This is a genomic window from Mesorhizobium sp. WSM1386, assembly GCF_055901595.1.
This window is the reverse complement of the sequence record NZ_CM148373.1, coordinates 3,541,222-3,559,221: the sequence shown is the minus strand read 5'-3', so window position 1 is coordinate 3,559,221 and position 18,000 is coordinate 3,541,222. Positions and strand designations below refer to the sequence as shown.

12 protein-coding genes are annotated in these 18,000 nt (G+C 64.5%); 10 read left to right on the top strand and 2 right to left on the bottom strand.

Annotation, left to right across the window (positions count from 1 at the left end):
• Nucleotides 1-41: 41 nt before the first annotated feature.
• The gene (locus AC0NIH_RS17455; protein ID WP_473461793.1) at nt 42-2,531 is read right to left on the bottom strand and encodes a mechanosensitive ion channel family protein; all 2,490 of its coding nucleotides are present in this window, start codon (nt 2,529-2,531) and stop codon (nt 42-44) included.
• A gap of 198 nt (nt 2,532-2,729) precedes the next feature.
• Here AC0NIH_RS17455 and AC0NIH_RS17450 point away from each other — a divergent pair, with 198 nt between their 5' ends.
• From AC0NIH_RS17450 to AC0NIH_RS17430, 5 genes are all read left to right on the top strand, one after another.
• Nucleotides 2,730-3,989 (top strand): sarcosine oxidase subunit beta, encoded by a 1,260-nt coding sequence (locus AC0NIH_RS17450; protein WP_473461796.1) that lies wholly within the window; start codon nt 2,730-2,732, stop codon nt 3,987-3,989.
• Between the two features lie 10 nt (nt 3,990-3,999).
• Nucleotides 4,000-4,296, top strand: coding sequence for a sarcosine oxidase subunit delta (locus tag AC0NIH_RS17445; RefSeq protein ID WP_023763368.1), 297 nt, complete (start codon nt 4,000-4,002; stop codon nt 4,294-4,296).
• Nucleotides 4,293-7,316 (top strand): sarcosine oxidase subunit alpha, encoded by a 3,024-nt coding sequence (locus AC0NIH_RS17440; RefSeq protein ID WP_473461799.1) that lies wholly within the window; start codon nt 4,293-4,295, stop codon nt 7,314-7,316. Before AC0NIH_RS17445 ends, AC0NIH_RS17440 begins: the two co-directional genes overlap by 4 nt.
• Nucleotides 7,309-7,896 (top strand): sarcosine oxidase subunit gamma, encoded by a 588-nt coding sequence (locus tag AC0NIH_RS17435; RefSeq protein ID WP_023763366.1) that lies wholly within the window; start codon nt 7,309-7,311, stop codon nt 7,894-7,896. Before AC0NIH_RS17440 ends, AC0NIH_RS17435 begins: the two co-directional genes overlap by 8 nt.
• A 155-nt stretch (nt 7,897-8,051) precedes the next feature.
• Nucleotides 8,052-9,494 (top strand): MFS transporter, encoded by a 1,443-nt coding sequence (locus AC0NIH_RS17430; protein ID WP_473461802.1) that lies wholly within the window; start codon nt 8,052-8,054, stop codon nt 9,492-9,494.
• Nucleotides 9,495-9,516: 22 nt separating this feature from the next.
• On the opposite strand, the gene AC0NIH_RS17425 is transcribed toward AC0NIH_RS17430, so the two are convergent.
• Nucleotides 9,517-10,221, bottom strand: coding sequence for a nitroreductase (locus AC0NIH_RS17425; protein WP_473461804.1), 705 nt, complete (start codon nt 10,219-10,221; stop codon nt 9,517-9,519).
• A 163-nt stretch (nt 10,222-10,384) separates the two neighbouring features.
• Here AC0NIH_RS17425 and AC0NIH_RS17420 point away from each other — a divergent pair, with 163 nt between their 5' ends.
• Genes AC0NIH_RS17420 through AC0NIH_RS17400 form a run of 5 tightly spaced genes read left to right on the top strand, consistent with a single transcriptional unit; the run spans nt 10,385 to nt 17,992 of the window.
• Entirely contained in the window at nt 10,385-10,984 is a 600-nt protein-coding gene (locus tag AC0NIH_RS17420) for a helix-turn-helix domain-containing protein (RefSeq protein ID WP_198028397.1), read from the top strand.
• A gap of 21 nt (nt 10,985-11,005) precedes the next feature.
• Entirely contained in the window at nt 11,006-13,459 is a 2,454-nt protein-coding gene (locus AC0NIH_RS17415) for a GcvT family protein (protein WP_473461807.1), read from the top strand.
• Nucleotides 13,456-14,355, top strand: a complete 900-nt coding sequence (locus tag AC0NIH_RS17410) for a homocysteine S-methyltransferase family protein (protein WP_473461810.1) — start codon at nt 13,456-13,458, stop codon at nt 14,353-14,355. The genes AC0NIH_RS17415 and AC0NIH_RS17410 overlap by 4 nt, the downstream gene beginning before the upstream one ends.
• The gene (locus tag AC0NIH_RS17405; RefSeq protein WP_473461813.1) at nt 14,355-15,536 is read left to right on the top strand and encodes a pyridoxal phosphate-dependent aminotransferase; all 1,182 of its coding nucleotides are present in this window, start codon (nt 14,355-14,357) and stop codon (nt 15,534-15,536) included. Before AC0NIH_RS17410 ends, AC0NIH_RS17405 begins: the two co-directional genes overlap by 1 nt.
• Nucleotides 15,533-17,992 (top strand): GcvT family protein, encoded by a 2,460-nt coding sequence (locus AC0NIH_RS17400; protein ID WP_473461816.1) that lies wholly within the window; start codon nt 15,533-15,535, stop codon nt 17,990-17,992. The genes AC0NIH_RS17405 and AC0NIH_RS17400 overlap by 4 nt, the downstream gene beginning before the upstream one ends.
• Nucleotides 17,993-18,000: the final 8 nt, after the last annotated feature.

The window sequence follows — 18,000 nt, the reverse complement described above, 5'->3', positions numbered from 1 at the left end:
GCATTCATGCCGCAATTGGCTTCGGCTTGCCGGCTTCCGGTCTAGTCGGGATCCGGCTTGCGCAGCTTGCGTCCTGATTTGGCGAGCTTTTTTGCCACGGCCGCGGCCTCAACCTTGGCTTGTTCCTGTTCGGCGAAGTCGGCCTCGATCTTGTCGTCGTCGGTCGGCCAGGCCTTGGGCTTGTGGGCCTCGACGACGGCGCGCGGCGTCGAGGGGATCTCGATATGCTGATCGCTGAACTTTTCCAGCACGGCGAAGCGGACATCGTTCTGAACGATGTTGCCGTTCATCACATCGGCCAAAAACACGCGGATCTCGAATTCGAGCGCGGCAGGTCCGAAATTGGAAAACAGCACGAAGGGCTCGGGGTTCTTCAACACCAGCTGATGACTGCGGGCGATGTCCAGCAGGACGGCGTGAACCTGCTTGACGTCGCTGCCATAGGCGACGCCGACCTTGATGTCGATGCGGCCGAGCTTGTTGCGGTGCGTCCAGTTGCCGACGGCGTTGTTGATCAGGTTGGAATTGGGCAGGATCACCGACTGCCGCTGGAAGGTTTCGATCTCGGTGGCGCGCACGCTGATCTTCTTGACGGTGCCGCTGACATCGCCGGCGACGATCCAGTCGCCGACCTTGAACGGCCGCTCGGCCAGCAGGATCAGGCCGGAGACGAAATTTGACACAACATTCTGCAGGCCAAAGCCGATACCGAGGGAAAGCGCACCCGCGACCAGCGCCAGGCTGGAGAGGTCGATGCCGGCGGCCGAGATACCGACCAGCGCCGCCAGCGCGACGCCGGCATAGCCGACCGCCAGCCGGATCGAGTTGCGCACCCCGGTATCGACCTTGCCGCGCGCCATGACCGAGCCGTCGAGCCAGCCCTGGAACCAGCGCGTCAGGAAATAGCCGATGACGAAGACGACGATGCCCGAAAGGATGCCGGTGACCGAAATGGTCACCGAACCGATGTTGATCCCTGTCGCCAGCTTGTAGGCCCAGGCCTGGATGTCGCCGGGCTGGAACCCCCACATCAACAGGATCAGCGGCAGGAACACCAGCACGATCAACAGGTTGATGGCGATGCTGACGACGAGGCCGAGCTGGTCGAGCGCGGTGTCGTCATAGCTGGAATTGGCCGACAGCCAGCGGCCGACGAACGTATTGGCGAAAGCGCCCTCCTCGCCGATCGCCTGCGCCGACAGGAAGCCGATATAGGCGGTGATCAAGGCTGTGCCGGTGACCACCACCTGCAGTGAGACGAACAGCGCAAGGCCGATATAGCCGAGCAAGGCGGCTATGATGGTGAACAGGCCAAGGCCCAGCGACAGGTAGCGCAGCCATGCCGGCCAAGGCCGCCAGCTTCCGTCGCGCGCCTTGAACGGCCGCAGCATCGCCATCAGGATCAGGATGATGCCGACGACAATGGTGGCGACAAAACTGCGCGCGATGGTCAGCGACAGCGGCGAGCCCATCTTGTCGTTGATCACCGACAGGAAGGTGTTGACGCTGATGACCACGGCCATGGCGGTGGCCAGGCGCACCAGCCAGCGCGCCGGCCCGGTTTCGACCGGGATCAGTCGCCAGTTCGGCAGCCGCGGCTCCAACGCCGCATTGGTCAGCCGGTTGACGCAGAACACCACGCCAATGACGGTCGCCAGCGCGTTGAGGAAGAGCCCAATGTCGCCGCGCAACACATTGTAATAATTGAAAAAGAAAATTGTCGATCCAAGAAAGGCGGCGACCGCCAGCGTCGGCAGCAAGGTCGACCAGAAGGCCACCGACAAGCGGCTGAGATAGGATGGGTCCTCATTGGTGGGGTCGGCTTCGAACACCCGCCCGAACAGGCGCCTGCCGCCGACCAGCAGCACCAGCGCCAGGCCGAGCGCCACGAAGGTTGCCGCCAGGATCGCCTGGAACTTGAACTTGAAGGCAAAGCTCAGCCAGGACGACACCGCCTTGTAGAAATTGCCGAACTCGTCGCGGGCGTCGGAAAACACCTGCGGGCTCAGCGCGTCCGACAGCACGTAGCGCTTGGTCAAAAGATTGCGGAACAGCTCGCTTCGCATGTTGCCGATCTTGTCGATCAGCCCGCTGATGCGGATCGACAGGGCCTGGGCCTGCGAGATGACAGCGTTGATCTCGGCCTTTTCGGATGTCAGCGCCTGGCGTTCGGCACTGACGATATCGGGCTCTTCCGGCTGGCCGGCGGCGGGGGCCGGGCCAAGCTGCTCCAGACGGGCGTTGATCTCGCCAAGACGTGTGCGGAAGGCCAGCGCGCTGTTAAGCGATTGCCGTGACAATTCCTCCAGCTGCAGGCGGATATCGACCAGGCTGCTATCGTCCTCGCCATTCTGCTGGGTCTGCTTTTCGAAACTGTCGGTCTTGGTGGTCAGGCCCTGGATGATCTTCTGCTGGTCGGCGACCAATCCGGCGGGCGCCTGGCCGACGCCCTGAGCCGCCGCGTCGAACGTCGGCGGCGCCGAGACGACCAGCATGAGAACCATGATGAGGCGAAGCAATCGGAAAAGCATGATTTGTGGGCGACTCATGGACGGCAAAGGCAATTTGAAAGCCTGTCCTTGATAAAGACGGCCATATCATGGGGCAAGCCGTCGCGTCGGAGCGTTGACAAAGGCGTCGGCCAGTCGAAAGGCCATGGCGCAATATTGGCTTTGCGCGTGCGGCCTGCTCTATAGTCTGCCGCATCGCCCGAACCGGACAACATGCACATGGCAGAGTACTCGGCCCTTTCGCTGCTCGCGAACGCGCTCAAGGGAAACAAGGACTGGAAACCGGCTTGGCGTAAGCCGGACCCTAAGGCGTCCTATGATGTCATCATCATCGGCGGCGGCGGCCACGGGCTGGCAACCGCCTACTACCTTGCCAAGGAGCACGGCATCACCAATGTCGCGGTACTGGAAAAGGGTTGGCTCGGCTCCGGCAATGTCGGCCGCAACACGACGGCCGTGCGCTCGAACTACCTGCTGCCGGCCAACACCCGTTTCTACGAATATTCGATGAAACTGTGGGAGAACCTCTCGCACGAGCTCAATTACAACGTCATGTTCTCACAGCGCGGCTGCCTGAACCTGGCGCACACGCCGGCCCAGTTCGACGACTACGCACGGCGCGGCAACGCCATGCGCCATCTCGGCGTCGATGCGGAGCTGATGACGCCGACCGAGATCAAGCGCCTAATCCCGGCGCTCGACATCTCCGGCGATGCGCGCTTCCCCGTGGTTGGCGGCCTGATGCAACGGCGCGCCGGCACCGCCCGCCACGACGCTGTCGCCTGGGGCTATGCGCGCGGCGCCGACCGGCGCGGCGTCGACATCATCGAGAATTGCGAGGTCACCGGCTTCCTGCGCGACGGCGACCGCATCACCGGCGTCGCCACCTCGCGCGGCGACATCCGCGCCAGGAAGGTGGCGGTCGCGGTGGCCGGCAGCACGGGCCGGGTCATGCAACTGGCCGGCGTCGAGACGATGCCGATCGAAAGCCATGTGCTGCAGGCCTTCGTCACGGAATCGCTAAAGCCCTTCATCGACACCGTCGTGACCTTCGGCATGGGGCATTTCTACATGTCGCAGTCGGACAAGGGCGGCCTTGTCTATGGCGGCGACATCGACGGCTACAACAGCTACGCGCAGCGCGGCAACCTGCCCGTCGTCGACGAGGTGATGAGCGAGATGCTGGCGCTGTTCCCGGGACTTGCCCGCGTGCGCATGCTGCGCTCCTGGGGCGGCGTCTGCGACATGTCGATGGACGGCTCGCCGATCATCACCACCGGCCCCCTGCCTGGCATGTATCTCAATTGCGGCTGGTGCTATGGCGGCTTCAAGGCGACGCCGGCCTCTGGCTGGACCTTTGCCTGGACCATCGCCAAGGATGAGCCGCACGACTTCAACGCGCCGTTCACGCTCGACCGTTTCCACCGCGGCCTCGTCATCGACGACAAGGGCCAGGGTGCGAACCCCAGGCTGCATTAGGTAGAATTGAATGTTGATCACCTGCCCTTATTGCGGCCCGCGCGACGTCATCGAATTCACCTACCAGGGTGATGGCAACCGCGAACGCCCCGATCCCGCCTCGCAGAATTTCGAGGCGTGGAACGCCTATGTCTACGACCGGCTGAACCCGGCCGGCGACCACAATGAGATCTGGCAGCATTCCGGCGCTTGCCGCGCGCATCTGCGGGTCGTCCGCAACACGCTGACACATGAGATTTCGAGTGTCGCCTTCGTGCGCGGCGACCACGGTTCGGCTGCCCGCCGCAAGACGGAGGACAAGGCATGAGCCCGCGCCGCACCGACACGGGCGGCCGCATCGACCGGCTGAAGACCATCCGTTTCACCTTCGACGGCGTTGCCTATACGGGCCATGCCGGCGACACGCTGGCTTCCGCGCTGCTGGCCAAGGGCGTCACGCTTTTCGGGCGTTCGTTCAAGTACCACCGCCCGCGCGGCCTGCTGACCGCTGGCGTCGAGGAGCCCAACGCGCTGGTGACGGTGCTGAAGGGCGAGGTGCGCGAGCCCAACATCCCGGCCACCATGGTCGAGATCCATGACGGCCTCGTCGCCGTCAGCCAGAACCGCTTCCCCTCGCTCGCCTGGGACATCCACGCCGTCAACCAGCTCGGCGGCAAGATCCTGTCGGCCGGCTTCTACTACAAGACCTTCATGGGACCGGTGGTCGGCCCGCTCAAGGGCACGCGCTTCTGGATGTTCTGCGAGCACTTCATCCGCCGTGCCGCCGGCCTCGGCAGCGCCGGATCGGCGAAGGACCCGGCCCGCTACGAACGCATGAACGCCTTTTGCGACGTGCTGGTGGTCGGCTCCGGCCCTGCCGGCCTGATGGCCGCCAAGGCAGCCGCCGATCAGGGCGCCCGTGTCATGCTGGCCGATCTCGAGCCGCGTCTCGGCGGTTCGGCCAACTGGTCCGATGAAATCATCGATGGCGCGCCCGCCGCCGATTGGGCGCGGCGCACCGTCGCCCAGCTCGCAGGCCGCGACAATGTCCGGCTTCTACCGCGCACCACCGTCTGGGGTTACTACGACAACAACACGCTTGCCGCGCTCGAACGGGTCAGCGACCACAAGGAGCAGCCCGCCAAGGGCGAGCCGCGCCATCGCTACTGGGCGATCCGCGCCAGGTCCGTCGTGCTGGCCACGGGTTCCTTCGAACGGCCGCTTGTCTTCCCTGGCAATGACAGGCCGGGCGTCATGCTGGCGCATGCGGCCGAGCGCTATGCCAATGAGTTCGGCGTGCTGCCGGGCGAACGGGTCGCGCTGTTCACCAACAATGACAGCGCCTATCGCGCGGCGGTCGCCTTAAAGAAAGCGGGCGCCGCGATCATCGCCATCGCCGACGTCAGGTCCGAGCTTTCGGCCGAGATGCGCAAGCTCGCCGCGGAAGCCGAGGCCGAGCTGTTGACGGGCCATGCCGTCGTCGCCACCGAAGGCGGCAAGGCGCTCTCGGGCATCAAGGTTCAGCGTTTCGACATGGTCACGGGCACGCTGAGCGACGATGCGCGCTCGATCCATGCCGACTGCCTGCTGATGTCGGGCGGCTGGTCGCCGACCATCCATCTCGCCAGCCAGGCCGGCGCCAGGGCGGAATGGAACGCAGCCCGGCAGGCCTTCCTGCCGCCGAAGCCCACACAGAAGGGGCCGACACAACAATGGCCAACACAGCAATGGATTGGTGCCGGCGCCTTTACCGGCAGTTTTTCGACGGCCGAAGCCATCGCCGAAGGCCGCGCTGCCGGGTTCACGGCGGCCGGTGGAACAGCCACGCCGCCGGCGTTGCCCACCGTTGGAGCCGCACCTGGCGATCCCGATCCGGCGCCGGTTTTCGAGATCAGGGCCAAGGGCAAGGGCTTCGTCGATTTCCAACACGACGTGACAGCGGAGGATGTGCGGCTTGCGCATCGCGAAGGCTTCGTCTCGGTCGAGCACCTCAAGCGCTACACCACGCTTGGCATGGCCACCGACCAGGGCAAGAGCTCCAACGTCCCCGGGCTCGCCATCATGGCCGAGGCGCTCGGCAAGCCTATCCCGGAAGTCGGCACGACACGCTTCCGGCCGCCCTTCGCGCCGGTGTCGATCGGCTCGCTGGCGGCCGAGCGTTTCGGCGACCTGAAGCCTGAACGGCTGACGCCGATGCATGACTGGCACCTCGCCAACGGCGCGACGATGTATTCCGCCGGCCTCTGGTACCGGCCGATGATCTACGGCCATGCCGGCGAGACGGTCGAGCAGGCCTATGTACGCGAAGCCAAGGCGACGCGCGAAAGCGCCGGCATCGTCGATGTCTCGACGCTGGGCAAGATCGCCGTGCAAGGTCCCGATGCAGCCGCTTTCCTCGACCGCGTCTATACCAACATGTTTTCGACGCTCGCCGTCGGCAAGGCGCGCTACGGGCTGATGCTGCGCGAGGACGGCTTTGCCTTCGACGACGGCACCACCTGGCGGCTTGCCGAGCAGGATTTCCTGATGACCACCACCACGGCCAATGCCGGCAAGGTGATGCAGCATCTGGAATATTTCCTCGACGTGGTCTGGCCGGAGCTGAAAGTGCACGTCACCTCGGTGACCGATGAATGGGCTGGCGCCGCGATCGGCGGGCCGAAGGCCAGGCAGATCCTTGCGGCTTGCGTCACCGGCACCGCCGTCGACAATGCGACGCTGCCCTTCATGGGCATCGTGCGTGGCGAGATCGCCGGCGTCCCGGTGATGATCTGCCGGCTGTCCTTCTCCGGCGAAATGGCCTTCGAGGTCTATTGCGGCGCCGGCCATGGCACGCATGTCTGGGAAGCGCTGATCGAGGCCGGCAAGCCGTTCGAGCTAGTCACCTACGGGCTCGAGGCGCTGGGCACGATGCGCATCGAAAAGGGCCATGTCACCGGCGCCGAGATCGACGGCCGCACCACGGCGCGCGATCTGCATCTAGACTGGATGCTGTCGAAGAAGAAGCCCTTCATCGGCTCGGCCATGATGGACCGCGAAGGCCTGATCGCGGCCGACCGGCTGGAACTAGTCGGCCTGATCGCGCTGGACAACCGGCCGCTCAACGGCGGTGCGCACATCGTCGAGGAGGTTGACGAAGCCAATCCGCACGGCTCGATCGGCCACATCACCGCCTGCTGCTACTCACCGGCGCTCGGCAAGCATATCGCGCTGGCGCTGGTCAAGGGCGGCAAGGCAAGGCACGGCACGCGTGCCCATGTCTCCGATCCGCTACGCAATCGCTTCGGACCGGTCGAGATCGTCTCCAACCATTTCTACGATCCGGAAGGGACCCGCATGCATGGTTGAGCGCAAATCTCCCCTTGAGCCGGCGTTTCATGTCGGCTCGCACGGCAATTTCGAGCACGGCGTCGAGATCCTCCTGACCGAGACAAGGCCGGGCTCGATCGTGCAGCTCGCGGCATGGCCAGGCGAGGAGAAGAAGCTGATCGCTGCCATCCGCACGGTCACCGGCCTTGCGTTGCCCGACGGTGCCGGCGGCGGCCTGAGCGACGGCGTGAAGTCGGTGTTCGGCTTCGCGCCGGGAAAATTCACCGTGGCCGACGAGGCCGAAGGCCTGGCCGCCGCCTTCGCCAAGGCGGTGACACCGGCTATCGGCACGGTGACGGACCTGTCGCATGGCCGCACCGCGATCCGCATCGCCGGGCCGAAAGCCGAATGGGTGCTGGCGAAATTCTTCGCCATCGACTTCGCGCTGCCGGCTTTTCCCATAGGCGCCGGCCGCTCGACCGCACATCACGATGTCTTCGCCCAGATCCAGCGCACCGGCGCCGACGAGTTCGACATCTACGTCTTTCGCTCGTTCGCCCGCTCGTTCTGGAAGGCGCTCTGCCATGCCAGCGAGGAAGTCGGCTACGAGGTGCAATAGAGCAATTGCTTCTGGCATCAACGCCAGCCGGTTCTGCCGCTAGAGAATCCTGCCCCGGGCGTCCATGGTGGAAAAAAACGGCCGCCCAACCGGTCCGAGGGGCATAAAAATCCCGTCTTCAAGAGTCGGCGCATTCGTTTGGTTCGAACATACCCATGACCGCAGAACTATCCGCCGGCGCCACGGATCGCGCCGATGTGTCGGCCCGAGCCTTGCTCCTGCTGCCGCTGACGGTCGCCTGCGGCGTTTTCATGACCAGCCTCGACCAGAATGTCGTGGTGACGGCACTGCCCGGCATCGGCGAAAGCCTCGGTCGTCCACCGAGCCAGCTCGGCCTGCTGATCACTGTCTATGTCGCCAGCCTGATCATCTCCATGCCGCTCGGCGGCTGGGCCGCCGACCGCTTCGGCCTGCGCAACGTCTACTGCTTTGCCCTGCTTGTGTTCGCCGCCTCATCGGCCTTGTGTGGACTGTCCGATGATATCTGGACACTGGTCGGCGCCCGCGCGCTGCAAGGCTTCGGCGGTGCGCTGATGGGCACGCTCGGCCAGGTCGTCATCCTGTCGAGCTTTCCGCGCAGCCGCACGCTCAAGATCAACATGTACATTTCGCTGGCCAGCCAGTCCGGGCCATTGGTCGGCCCGCTCGTCGGCGGCGCGCTGACCACCTACATCTCCTGGCGCTGGATTTTCTTCATCAATGTGCCGTTCGCCCTGGCGGCGGCGATCCTTGCCGCCTCGCTGTTCCCGACGGTGACCAAGCCCGTTCGCACGCGGTTCGATTTTCCCGGCTTTCTGCTGGTCGGCAGCGGCATGATCCTGCTTGTCTTCGGCATGGACTCGCTTGCCGCCAAGGATGCCGCCGGCGGCATGATTGCCGGCGAACTGGTGCTGGCGGTCATCATCGTGTCGATCGCCTCGCTCTACTGCCTGCGCGTGCCCAATCCCCTGCTCGACCTCAAGCTGCTGCGCATCCGCACCTTCCGCATCTCGTTTCTCACCGGCGGCGGCCTGGACACGATCGGCCTCAGTTCCGTCGCCTTCCTGCTGCCGCTGATGTTCCAGCTCGGCTTCGGCATGAGCGCGGTGCAGGCGGGATCGCTGACCTTCGTTGCCGCGCTCGGCTCCGTGGTCATGCGTTTCTTCATGCCGCGCGTCCTCAACCGCTTCGGCTTCCGCCGCGTGCTGGTCGTCAACACGCCGATCGTCGCCGCGATGGTTGCGGGCTTCGCCCTGATGCAGGCGGCGACGCCGGTCTGGATCGTGCTTGGCTACATCTTCGTTTTCGGCGTCTTCCGCTCGGTGCAATGGGCCTCGACCGGAAACCTCGCCTATTCCGACATCGCTCCCGACCAACTCGCCCGCTTCAGCGCGCTCTATTACATCCTCTGGCAGTTGGCGGTGGCGATCAGCGTCGGCCTTGCGGCGGCCATGCTGTCGTTCCTTGCCAGCGGCGGGCCTGCCGTGACCGGCGATTTCCGGATTCTGTTCGCGATCGAGGGCGTCATCACGCTCTGCGCACTATCAGCCTATCTCAAGCTGACGCCACAGGACGGCGCCCATGTCAGCGGTCATGGCGCGCAGATGAATACGGAATAGTGCCGCAGCCCGTCGCGGCCGCCTATTCGCTGAACGTAACCCATTCCTCGAGCGGCACGCGGTCGGTGCGGAAGGCGTTTTCGGGCTTGGAAATGTCTTCATAGCCCAGCGCCATGCCGCAGACGACGATCTCCTCGTCGGGAATGTTGAGCACGGGCCGGATCTGCCGGTGATAGGGCGCGAAGGCCGCCTGCGGGCACGTGTGCAGACCCCTGCCCCGTGCCGCCACCATGATGTTCTGCAGGAACATGCCGTAATCGATCCACGAGCCCTGGTTGAGCCGGCGGTCGATGGTGAAGATCATGCCGACCGGCGCGTCGAAGAAGACGAAGTTGCGGTCGTGCTGGGCACGCATCTTGTCGACCTCGCGGCGACCGATCCCGAGCGCGCCATAAAGGCCGAACCCGTTGGCGCGTCGGCGGGTGAGATACGGTTCGAAGAACTGCGTGGGATAGTAGCGGTACTCGTCCCAGTCGGCCTTCTCGGCGCGGATGCCGGAATTCAGGATGGCATCCGATATCTGTTGCTTGGTCTCGCCCTTGGTGACGTAGACCCGCCATGGCTGCATGTTGGTGCCGGATGGAGCACGTGCCGCAACCGTCAGTATGTCCCGGATCGTCTCGTCGTCGATCATGTCGGGCAAAAATGCACGCACCGAACGGCGCGATAGGATCGCGTCGTCGACGATCTCGGCCTCAACCGCGATTCGAGCCTTCTTTTCCAGCATGGGCCGTCCCTTAGCTATCGCGATCGGACGTCCCCACTCGCCGCTCGCGGCGGAGCCTTTGCATGAACCGTCAAAGTCCTGCAAGCAAATCTTGAGCATTGGTGAAAATCTACTTGATTTTTTCATGAGCTTGATTTCTCCTGAAATTCGGATGGGAATTTTCATGAAGAGTGTTTTGCCGCCGACGACCGCACGAACACTGCAGGGGTCCGACGAACGCGTGCTGGCCAGCGACATCAGAGCCTTGCGCCGCGTTCGCGGGCTGACGCTGGCCGAGATCGCGCTGAAACTCGGCCGTTCGGTTGGCTGGGTCAGCCAGGTCGAACGTGGCCTCTCGACGCCATCGGTCGGCGACCTCAGGGCTTTCGCCGAATTGTTCGGCGTGCCGATCAGCCTATTCTTCAGCCATGAGGTGCCTGTCGAGAGCGAGCGCGGCGTGGTGGTGCGTGCCGGCAGGCGCCGCTCGCTTGGCACCAGCGAATCCGGCCTGGTGGAAGAACTCCTGTCGCCCGATCTCAGTGGTAGTTTTGAAATGGTGCGCTCGATCTTCGCGGCGGGCGCGGAGATGAAGACCGAGCAGCTGCGGCCGACCGAGGAGGCCGGCTATATCGCCTCGGGCATTTTCGAGATCGAGATAGCGGGTGTCTGGCATCGGCTCGGCGAAGGCGATTCCTTCCGCTTCGAAGGCAAGCCCTATCGCTGGCGCAATCCAGGCACCGAGCCGGCGGTTGTCATCTGGGTGGTTTCGCCACCGGTCTATTAAGTTTCAAGTTGGGAGAAGAACATGGCGGGTTTGCCGAGCACGGCGCGCGTGGTGATCATCGGAGGTGGCGTGGTCGGCACTTCCGCGCTCTATCATCTCGCCAAGGCTGGCTGGACCGACTGCGTGCTCCTGGAGAAGAACGAGCTGACCTCCGGTTCGACGTGGCACGCGGCCGGCAATGTGCCGACGTTCTCCTCGTCCTGGTCGCTGATGAACATGCAGCGCTATTCGACCGAGCTTTACCGGGGCCTGGCCGACGCGGTCGACTACCCCATGAACTATCACGTCACCGGCTCGCTGCGCCTCGCCCATTCGAAGGAGCGCATGCAGGAGTTCCAGCGCGCCAAGGGCATGGGCCGCTATCAGGGCATGGACATCGACGTGGTCGGCGTCGACGAGATCAAGCGCCGCTATCCCTTTATCGAAACGCATGATTTGAAGGGTGCGCTCTATGATCCGAGCGACGGCGACATCGACCCGGCGCAGTTGACCCAGGCGCTGGCCAAGGGCGCGCGCGACATGGGTGCCAAGATCATCCGTTTCTGCCCCGTCACCGGCGTCCGCCGTGAGAACGACGAATGGGTGGTCGCCACGGCGCAAGGCGATATCCGTTGCGAAATCGTCGTCAATGCCGCCGGTTACCGCGCCGCCGAAGTGGGCCGGATGTTCGGGCGCGAGGTGCCGATGATGGTGATGAGCCACCAATACATCCTGTTCGAGGAAATCCCCGAACTCGCCGCATGGTCCAAGGAACAGGGCAAGAAGCTGCCGCTGCTGCGCGATGTCGACACGTCCTACTATCTGCGCCAAGAAAAGGCCGGCATGAATCTCGGCCCCTATGAGCGCAATTGCCGCGCGCATTGGGCTGATCACAACGATCCGATGCCGGACGATTTCTCCTTCCAGCTCTTCCCCGACGATCTCGACCGGCTGGAACATTATCTGGCCGATGCCGTCGCCCGCGTGCCGATCCTGGGCACCGCCGGCCTGTCCAAGGTCATCAACGGACCGATCCCCTACGCGCCGGACGGCAACCCGCTGATCGGCCCGATGCCAGGCGTTCCCAATGCCTTCGAAGCCTGCGTCTTCACCTTCGGCATTGCCCAGGGCGGCGGCGCCGGCAAGGTGCTCGCCGAATGGGTCACGCAAGGCCAGACCGAATGGGACATGTGGTCGTGCGATCCGCGCCGCTTCACCTCTTTCGCTTCGGCACCGGACTATTGCGTCGCCAAGGGCATGGAAATCTATGGCAACGAATACGCCATCCAGTTTCCACGCTATGCGTGGCCCGAAGGGCGCGATCGCAAGCTGTCGCCGATCCACGATCGCATCAAGGCGCTGGGTGCCCGCTTCGACGCTTATAATGGCTGGGAGCGCGCCACATGGTACGCGCAGGACGGCGACGACATCTCCGAGGAAGCCACGCTGACCTTCCGCCGCGACGGGCCGTGGCAGCATCGCGTGCGCGAAGAGTGCCTCGCCGTGCGAGACGCCGCCGGCATCCTCGACCTGCCTGGGTTCTCGCGCTTCAACCTCGATGGGCCGGGAGCGGCAGAATGGCTCGGTCTGCAGGTCACCGGGCTGGTGCCGAAACCCGGCCGCATCGGCCTCGTCTATTTCGCCGACGACAAGGGCCGCATCGTCACCGAAATGTCCGTGGTGCGCCACGAGGAAAATCTGATGACGCTGATCACGGCGGCGGTCGCGCAGTGGCACGATTTCGAGTGGCTGAAATCGCGCATGCCTGAAGACGCGACCTTCAAGCTGATCGACCGTACCGAGGAATTCTCCACCCAGATCCTGGCCGGACCCAATTCGCGAAAAATTCTCGCTGAAGTTTGCGACGCCGACCTGACGCTGCCATGGCTGACGCATCAGGAAACCAAGATCGCCGGCCGCTGGGCGAAGCTCGTGCGCGTCTCCTTCGCCGGCGAACTCGGCTGGGAAATCCACACCAGGGTCGACGACACCGCCGCCATCTTCGACGCCCTCTGCGCGGCAGGACAAAACCATGGGCTGAAACCGTTCGGCATGTACGCGCTGGATTCGCTCAGGCTCGAAAAAGGCTACCGCACCTGGAAGGGTGACCTGTCGACCGACTATTCCATCCTGCAGGGCGGGCTTGAGCGCTTCGTCAAATGGGAAAAGCCCGACTTCCGTGGCAAGGCCGCACTGCAGAACGAGAAGCAGCAAGGCGTGAAGAAGCGCTTCGTCACGCTGGTCGTCGAAAGCCCCGGCGATTGCGACGCACCCTACATGTCGACGCTGTGGCACGATGGCCAGATCGTCGGCGAGACTACATCCGGCGGCTGGGGCCATCGCATCGACAAATCGATCGCGCTCGGCATGCTGCGCGCCGATTTGACCGAACCCGGCACCGCCGTCGAAGTCGAAATCTTCGGCGATCGCTTCAAGGCGATCGTGCAAAAGGACGAACCCCTGTGGGATCCGAAGAACGAGAGGCTGCGCGTATGAAGACGGTCATTCTCACCGATGGCGGCATGGGCCAGGAACTGGTGCGGCGCAGCAAGTCCGAGCCGACGCCGTTGTGGTCGGCCAGGGTGCTGATCGACGAACCGGACCTCGTGCGCGGCCTGCACGCGGAATTCATCCGCGCCGGCGCGCGCGTCATCACCATCAACACCTATTCGGCGACGCCCGAACGCCTGGCGCGCGAGGGTGCCGAAGACCTGTTCAAGCCGCTGCAGAAGCGCGGCATCGAATTGGCCAGGCAGGCCCGCGATGAAGCCGGCGATGCGACGATCGCCGGCTGCCTGTCACCGCTTTTCGGCAGCTACGCCCCGGCGCTGACCATTTCCTATCAGGAGACGCTCGACATCTACCGCCGCATCGTTGCCGAGCAGGCGGATGGCGTCGATCTGTTCTTGTGCGAGACGATGGCCTCGTCCGACGAAGCGCGCGCGGCCGTCACCGCTGCATCGGAAAGCGGCAAGCCCGTGTGGGTATCATGGACACTTGCCGACCATGGCGCGCCGCGCTTGCGCAGCGGCGAGAGGATAGCCGGCGCGTCCAGCGCGCTTGATGGCCTGACCGTCGCAGCGCGGCTGCTCAATTGCTGCCGGCCGGAAGCGATCGGCGCCGCCTTGCCTGAACTGATCGACCTCGGCGGCCCGGTCGGCGCCTATGCCAATGGCTTCACCTCCACCGAAGCGCTGAAGCACGGTGGCACGGTGGATGTGCTGCACGCCCGCCATGACCTTGGCCCGGACGCCTACGCCGACCAGGCGATCGGCTGGGTCGAAGCCGGCGCTACTATCGTCGGCGGCTGCTGCGAAGTCGGGCCGCCGCATATCGCCGCCCTGCGCGACCGGCTCGAGCAGGCCGGCTATGAGATTTCGGGAGTTCAATAATGCCAAGACCATCATCGCGCATTTCCGGTATCGTCTCGTCCGGCAAGGATGGCTGGGAGGTTCATTTCGCCGCCTGGACACGCAAGGAAGCTGGCGAAGACATCATCATGCTGTCGGTCGGCGATCATGATTTCGACACGCCCTCGGAAACGATCGAAGCCTGCGTGACCGCGGTTCGCGGCAGCAATCACCACTATACCCCGCTGCCCGGCCTGCCGCGCCTGCGCAAGGCGATGGCGGCGGCCTCGAGCGCCTGCACTGGCGTCGAGACGGTGCCGGATCAGGTGATCGCCACACCGGGCGGCCAGGCCGCCCTTTACGCAGCGGTGCAGGCCGTGCTCGACCAGGGCGACCACGCCATCGTCGTGGCGCCCTACTACGCCACCTATCCCAACACGTTCAGCGCCGCCGGCGCCAGTTTCACCGTCGTCGAGACGCCGGCCGAGGATGGCTTCCAGCCCCGCGCCGACATGATCCGCGCGGCGATCAGGCCCAACACGCGCGCCATCCTGATCAACACGCCGAACAACCCGACAGGCGCCGTCTATTCGCGCGAACGGTTGGAACAGCTGGCCGAGATTTGCCGCGAGCACGACCTCTGGCTGCTGTCGGACGAGGTCTACTGGACGCTCGGCGGCGGCGAGCACGTCTCGCCGCGCTCGCTGCCCGGTATGGCCGAGCGCACGCTGGTCATCAATTCCATGTCCAAGAGCCATGGCATGACCGGCTGGCGCATGGGCTGGCTGACCGGTCCCAGCGAGATGATCACGCTGCTGATCAACCTCAACCTGGTGACGACCTACGGCCTGCCGGCCTTCATCTCGATCGCTTGCGCAGAGGCGCTGGAGAACCGCTATGGCGTCAAGGACATCGCCGAGCGCTACGCGGCGCGCCGCACCGTCTTCATCGAGGCCGTTCGCGGCATGAACGATGTCACCGTGCGCGGTTCAGAAGGCGGCATGTATGTCATGCTCGACATATCCAATGTCGAACCCGACGACGAGAAATTCGCCTGGGCCTTGCTCGACAAGGAGAATGTCGGCGTGATGCCCGGCTCCAGCTTCGGCGAGGCCGCCGCCGGCCACATCCGCATCAGCCTCTGCCAGCCTGAGCCCGTGCTGCGGGAAGCAGCGCTGCGGCTGCGCCGTTTTGCTTCCAGCTATCGCCGCGAGGCCGCATGACGACCATCGCCACCAAGGCCATCCCTGCCAAGGCAAGGGCGGTCATCATCGGCGGCGGCGTCTCCGGCTGTTCGGTCGCCTATCACCTTGCCAAGCTCGGCTGGACCGACATCGTGCTGCTCGAGCGCAAGCAGTTGACGTCGGGTACGACATGGCACGCCGCTGGCCTGATCGGCCAGTTGCGCGGCTCGCAGAACATGACGCGGCTGGCGAAATATTCGGCCGACCTCTATGTCAAGCTGGAAGCCGAGACCGAGGTCGGAACCGGCATGCGCCAGGTCGGCTCGATCACCGTGGCGCTGACCGAGGAGCGCAAGCACGAGATCTATCGACAGGCCTCGCTGGCCCGCGCCTTCGATGTCGACGTGCGCGAGATTTCGCCCAGCGAAGTCAAGGAGATGTATCCGCATCTCAACGTGTCCGACGTCGTCGGCGCCGTCCATCTGCCGCTCGACGGCCAGTGCGACCCGGCCAACATCGCCATGGCGTTGGCCAAGGGCGCTCGCCAGCGCGGCGCCACCATCGTCGAGAATGTGAAGGTGACAAAAGTCCACACCAGGGCCGGCCGCGTCACCGGCGTATCCTGGGCGCAAGGTGACGAAACGGGCATGATCGAGGCCGACATCGTCGTCAACTGCGCCGGCATGTGGGCGCGCGAACTGGGCGCCCAGAACGGCGTCACCATCCCGCTGCACGCCTGCGAGCATTTTTACCTTGTCACCGAACCCATCCCCGGTCTCGGCCGCCTGCCGGTGCTGCGCGTGCCGGACGAGTGCGCCTATTACAAGGAGGACGCCGGCAAGATGATGCTCGGCGCCTTCGAGCCGGTGGCAAAGCCCTGGGGAATGGACGGCATCCGCGAGGATTTCTGCTTCGACCAGCTTCCCGAGGACATGGACCATTTCGAACCCATCCTCGAAATGGGCGTCAACCGCATGCCGATGCTGGCCACCGCCGGCATCCACACCTTCTTCAATGGCCCCGAGAGTTTCACTCCCGACGACCGCTATTATCTCGGCGAGGCGCCGGAACTGCGGGGCTATTGGATGGCGACCGGCTACAATTCGATCGGCATCGTCTCTTCCGGTGGCGCCGGCATGGCGCTGGCGCAGTGGATCAACGACGGCGAAGCACCGTTCGACCTGTGGGAAGTCGACATCCGCCGTGCCCAGCCGTTCCAGAAGAACCGACGCTACTTGAAGGAGCGGGTCTCCGAAACGCTCGGCCTGCTCTACGCCGATCACTTCCCCTATCGCCAGATGGCGACATCGCGCAACATCAGGCGCTCGCCCCTGCACGAGCATCTGAAGGCGCGCGGCGCCGTGTTCGGCGAGGTCGCGGGCTGGGAGCGGGCCAACTGGTTCGCCCCTGAGGGACAGGAGCGCGAATACCGCTATTCCTGGAAGCGGCAGAACTGGTTCGACAACCAGCGCGAGGAACATCTTGCGATCCGCGACAAGGTCGGCCTGTTCGACATGACCTCGTTCGGCAAGATCCGCGTCGAGGGCCGCGACGCCTGCGCTTTTCTGCAAAGGCTCTGCGCCAACGACATGGACGTGGCGCCCGGCAAGATCGTCTACACCCAGATGCTCAACAAGCGCGGCGGCATCGAGAGCGATCTCACGGTCTCGCGCCTGTCGGATACCGCCTACTTCCTGGTTGTGCCGGGCGCCACACTGCAACGCGATCTCGCCTGGCTGCGACGGCATGTCGGCGAGGAATTCGTCGTCATCACCGATGTGACCGCGGCCGAAAGCGTGCTTTGCCTGATGGGTCCGGACGCCCGAAAGCTGATCCAGAAGGTCAGCCCCAACGATTTTTCCAACGAGAACAATCCGTTCGGCACGTTCCAGGAGATCGAGGTCGGCATGGGCCTCGCCCGCGCCCACCGCGTCACCTATGTCGGCGAACTCGGCTGGGAGCTTTATGTCTCGACCGATCAGGCCGCCCATGTCTTCGAGGCGATCGAGGAGGCCGGTGCCGATGTCGGACTGAAACTCTGCGGCCTGCACACGCTGGATTCCTGCCGCATCGAGAAGGCCTTCCGGCATTTCGGCCACGACATCACCGACGAGGACCATGTGCTGGAGGCAGGCCTCGGCTTCGCGGTGAAGACGGCCAAGGGCGACTTCATCGGCCGTGATGCGGTGCTGCGCAAGAAGGAGGCCGGGCTCTCACGCCGGCTCGTCCAATTCCGCCTGAAAGACCCGCAGCCGCTGCTCTTCCACAATGAAGCGATCCTGCGCGACGACAAGATCGTCGGCCCAATCACCTCGGGCAATTACGGCCATCATCTCGGCGGTGCGATCGGGCTCGGCTATGTGCCCTGCCCCGGCGAGAGCGAGGCCGATGTGCTGGCCTCGTCCTACGAGATCGAGATCGCCGGCGAACGTTTTGCAGCAGAGGCGTCGTTGAAGCCGATGTATGATCCGAAGTCGGAGCGGACAAAGATGTAGCGCCCTCT

Coding starts and splice junctions, on each gene's coding strand:
- AC0NIH_RS17425 (WP_473461804.1), bottom strand. CDS start 10,221: ATGCTGGAAAAGAAGGCTCGAATCGCGGTTGAGGCCGAGATCGTCGAC.
- AC0NIH_RS17445 (WP_023763368.1), top strand. CDS start 4,000: ATGTTGATCACCTGCCCTTATTGCGGCCCGCGCGACGTCATCGAATTC.
- AC0NIH_RS17455 (WP_473461793.1), bottom strand. CDS start 2,531: ATGCTTTTCCGATTGCTTCGCCTCATCATGGTTCTCATGCTGGTCGTC.
- AC0NIH_RS17400 (WP_473461816.1), top strand. CDS start 15,533: ATGACGACCATCGCCACCAAGGCCATCCCTGCCAAGGCAAGGGCGGTC.
- AC0NIH_RS17405 (WP_473461813.1), top strand. CDS start 14,355: ATGCCAAGACCATCATCGCGCATTTCCGGTATCGTCTCGTCCGGCAAG.
- AC0NIH_RS17450 (WP_473461796.1), top strand. CDS start 2,730: ATGGCAGAGTACTCGGCCCTTTCGCTGCTCGCGAACGCGCTCAAGGGA.
- AC0NIH_RS17410 (WP_473461810.1), top strand. CDS start 13,456: ATGAAGACGGTCATTCTCACCGATGGCGGCATGGGCCAGGAACTGGTG.
- AC0NIH_RS17420 (WP_198028397.1), top strand. CDS start 10,385: ATGAAGAGTGTTTTGCCGCCGACGACCGCACGAACACTGCAGGGGTCC.
- AC0NIH_RS17415 (WP_473461807.1), top strand. CDS start 11,006: ATGGCGGGTTTGCCGAGCACGGCGCGCGTGGTGATCATCGGAGGTGGC.
- AC0NIH_RS17440 (WP_473461799.1), top strand. CDS start 4,293: ATGAGCCCGCGCCGCACCGACACGGGCGGCCGCATCGACCGGCTGAAG.
- AC0NIH_RS17435 (WP_023763366.1), top strand. CDS start 7,309: ATGGTTGAGCGCAAATCTCCCCTTGAGCCGGCGTTTCATGTCGGCTCG.
- AC0NIH_RS17430 (WP_473461802.1), top strand. CDS start 8,052: ATGACCGCAGAACTATCCGCCGGCGCCACGGATCGCGCCGATGTGTCG.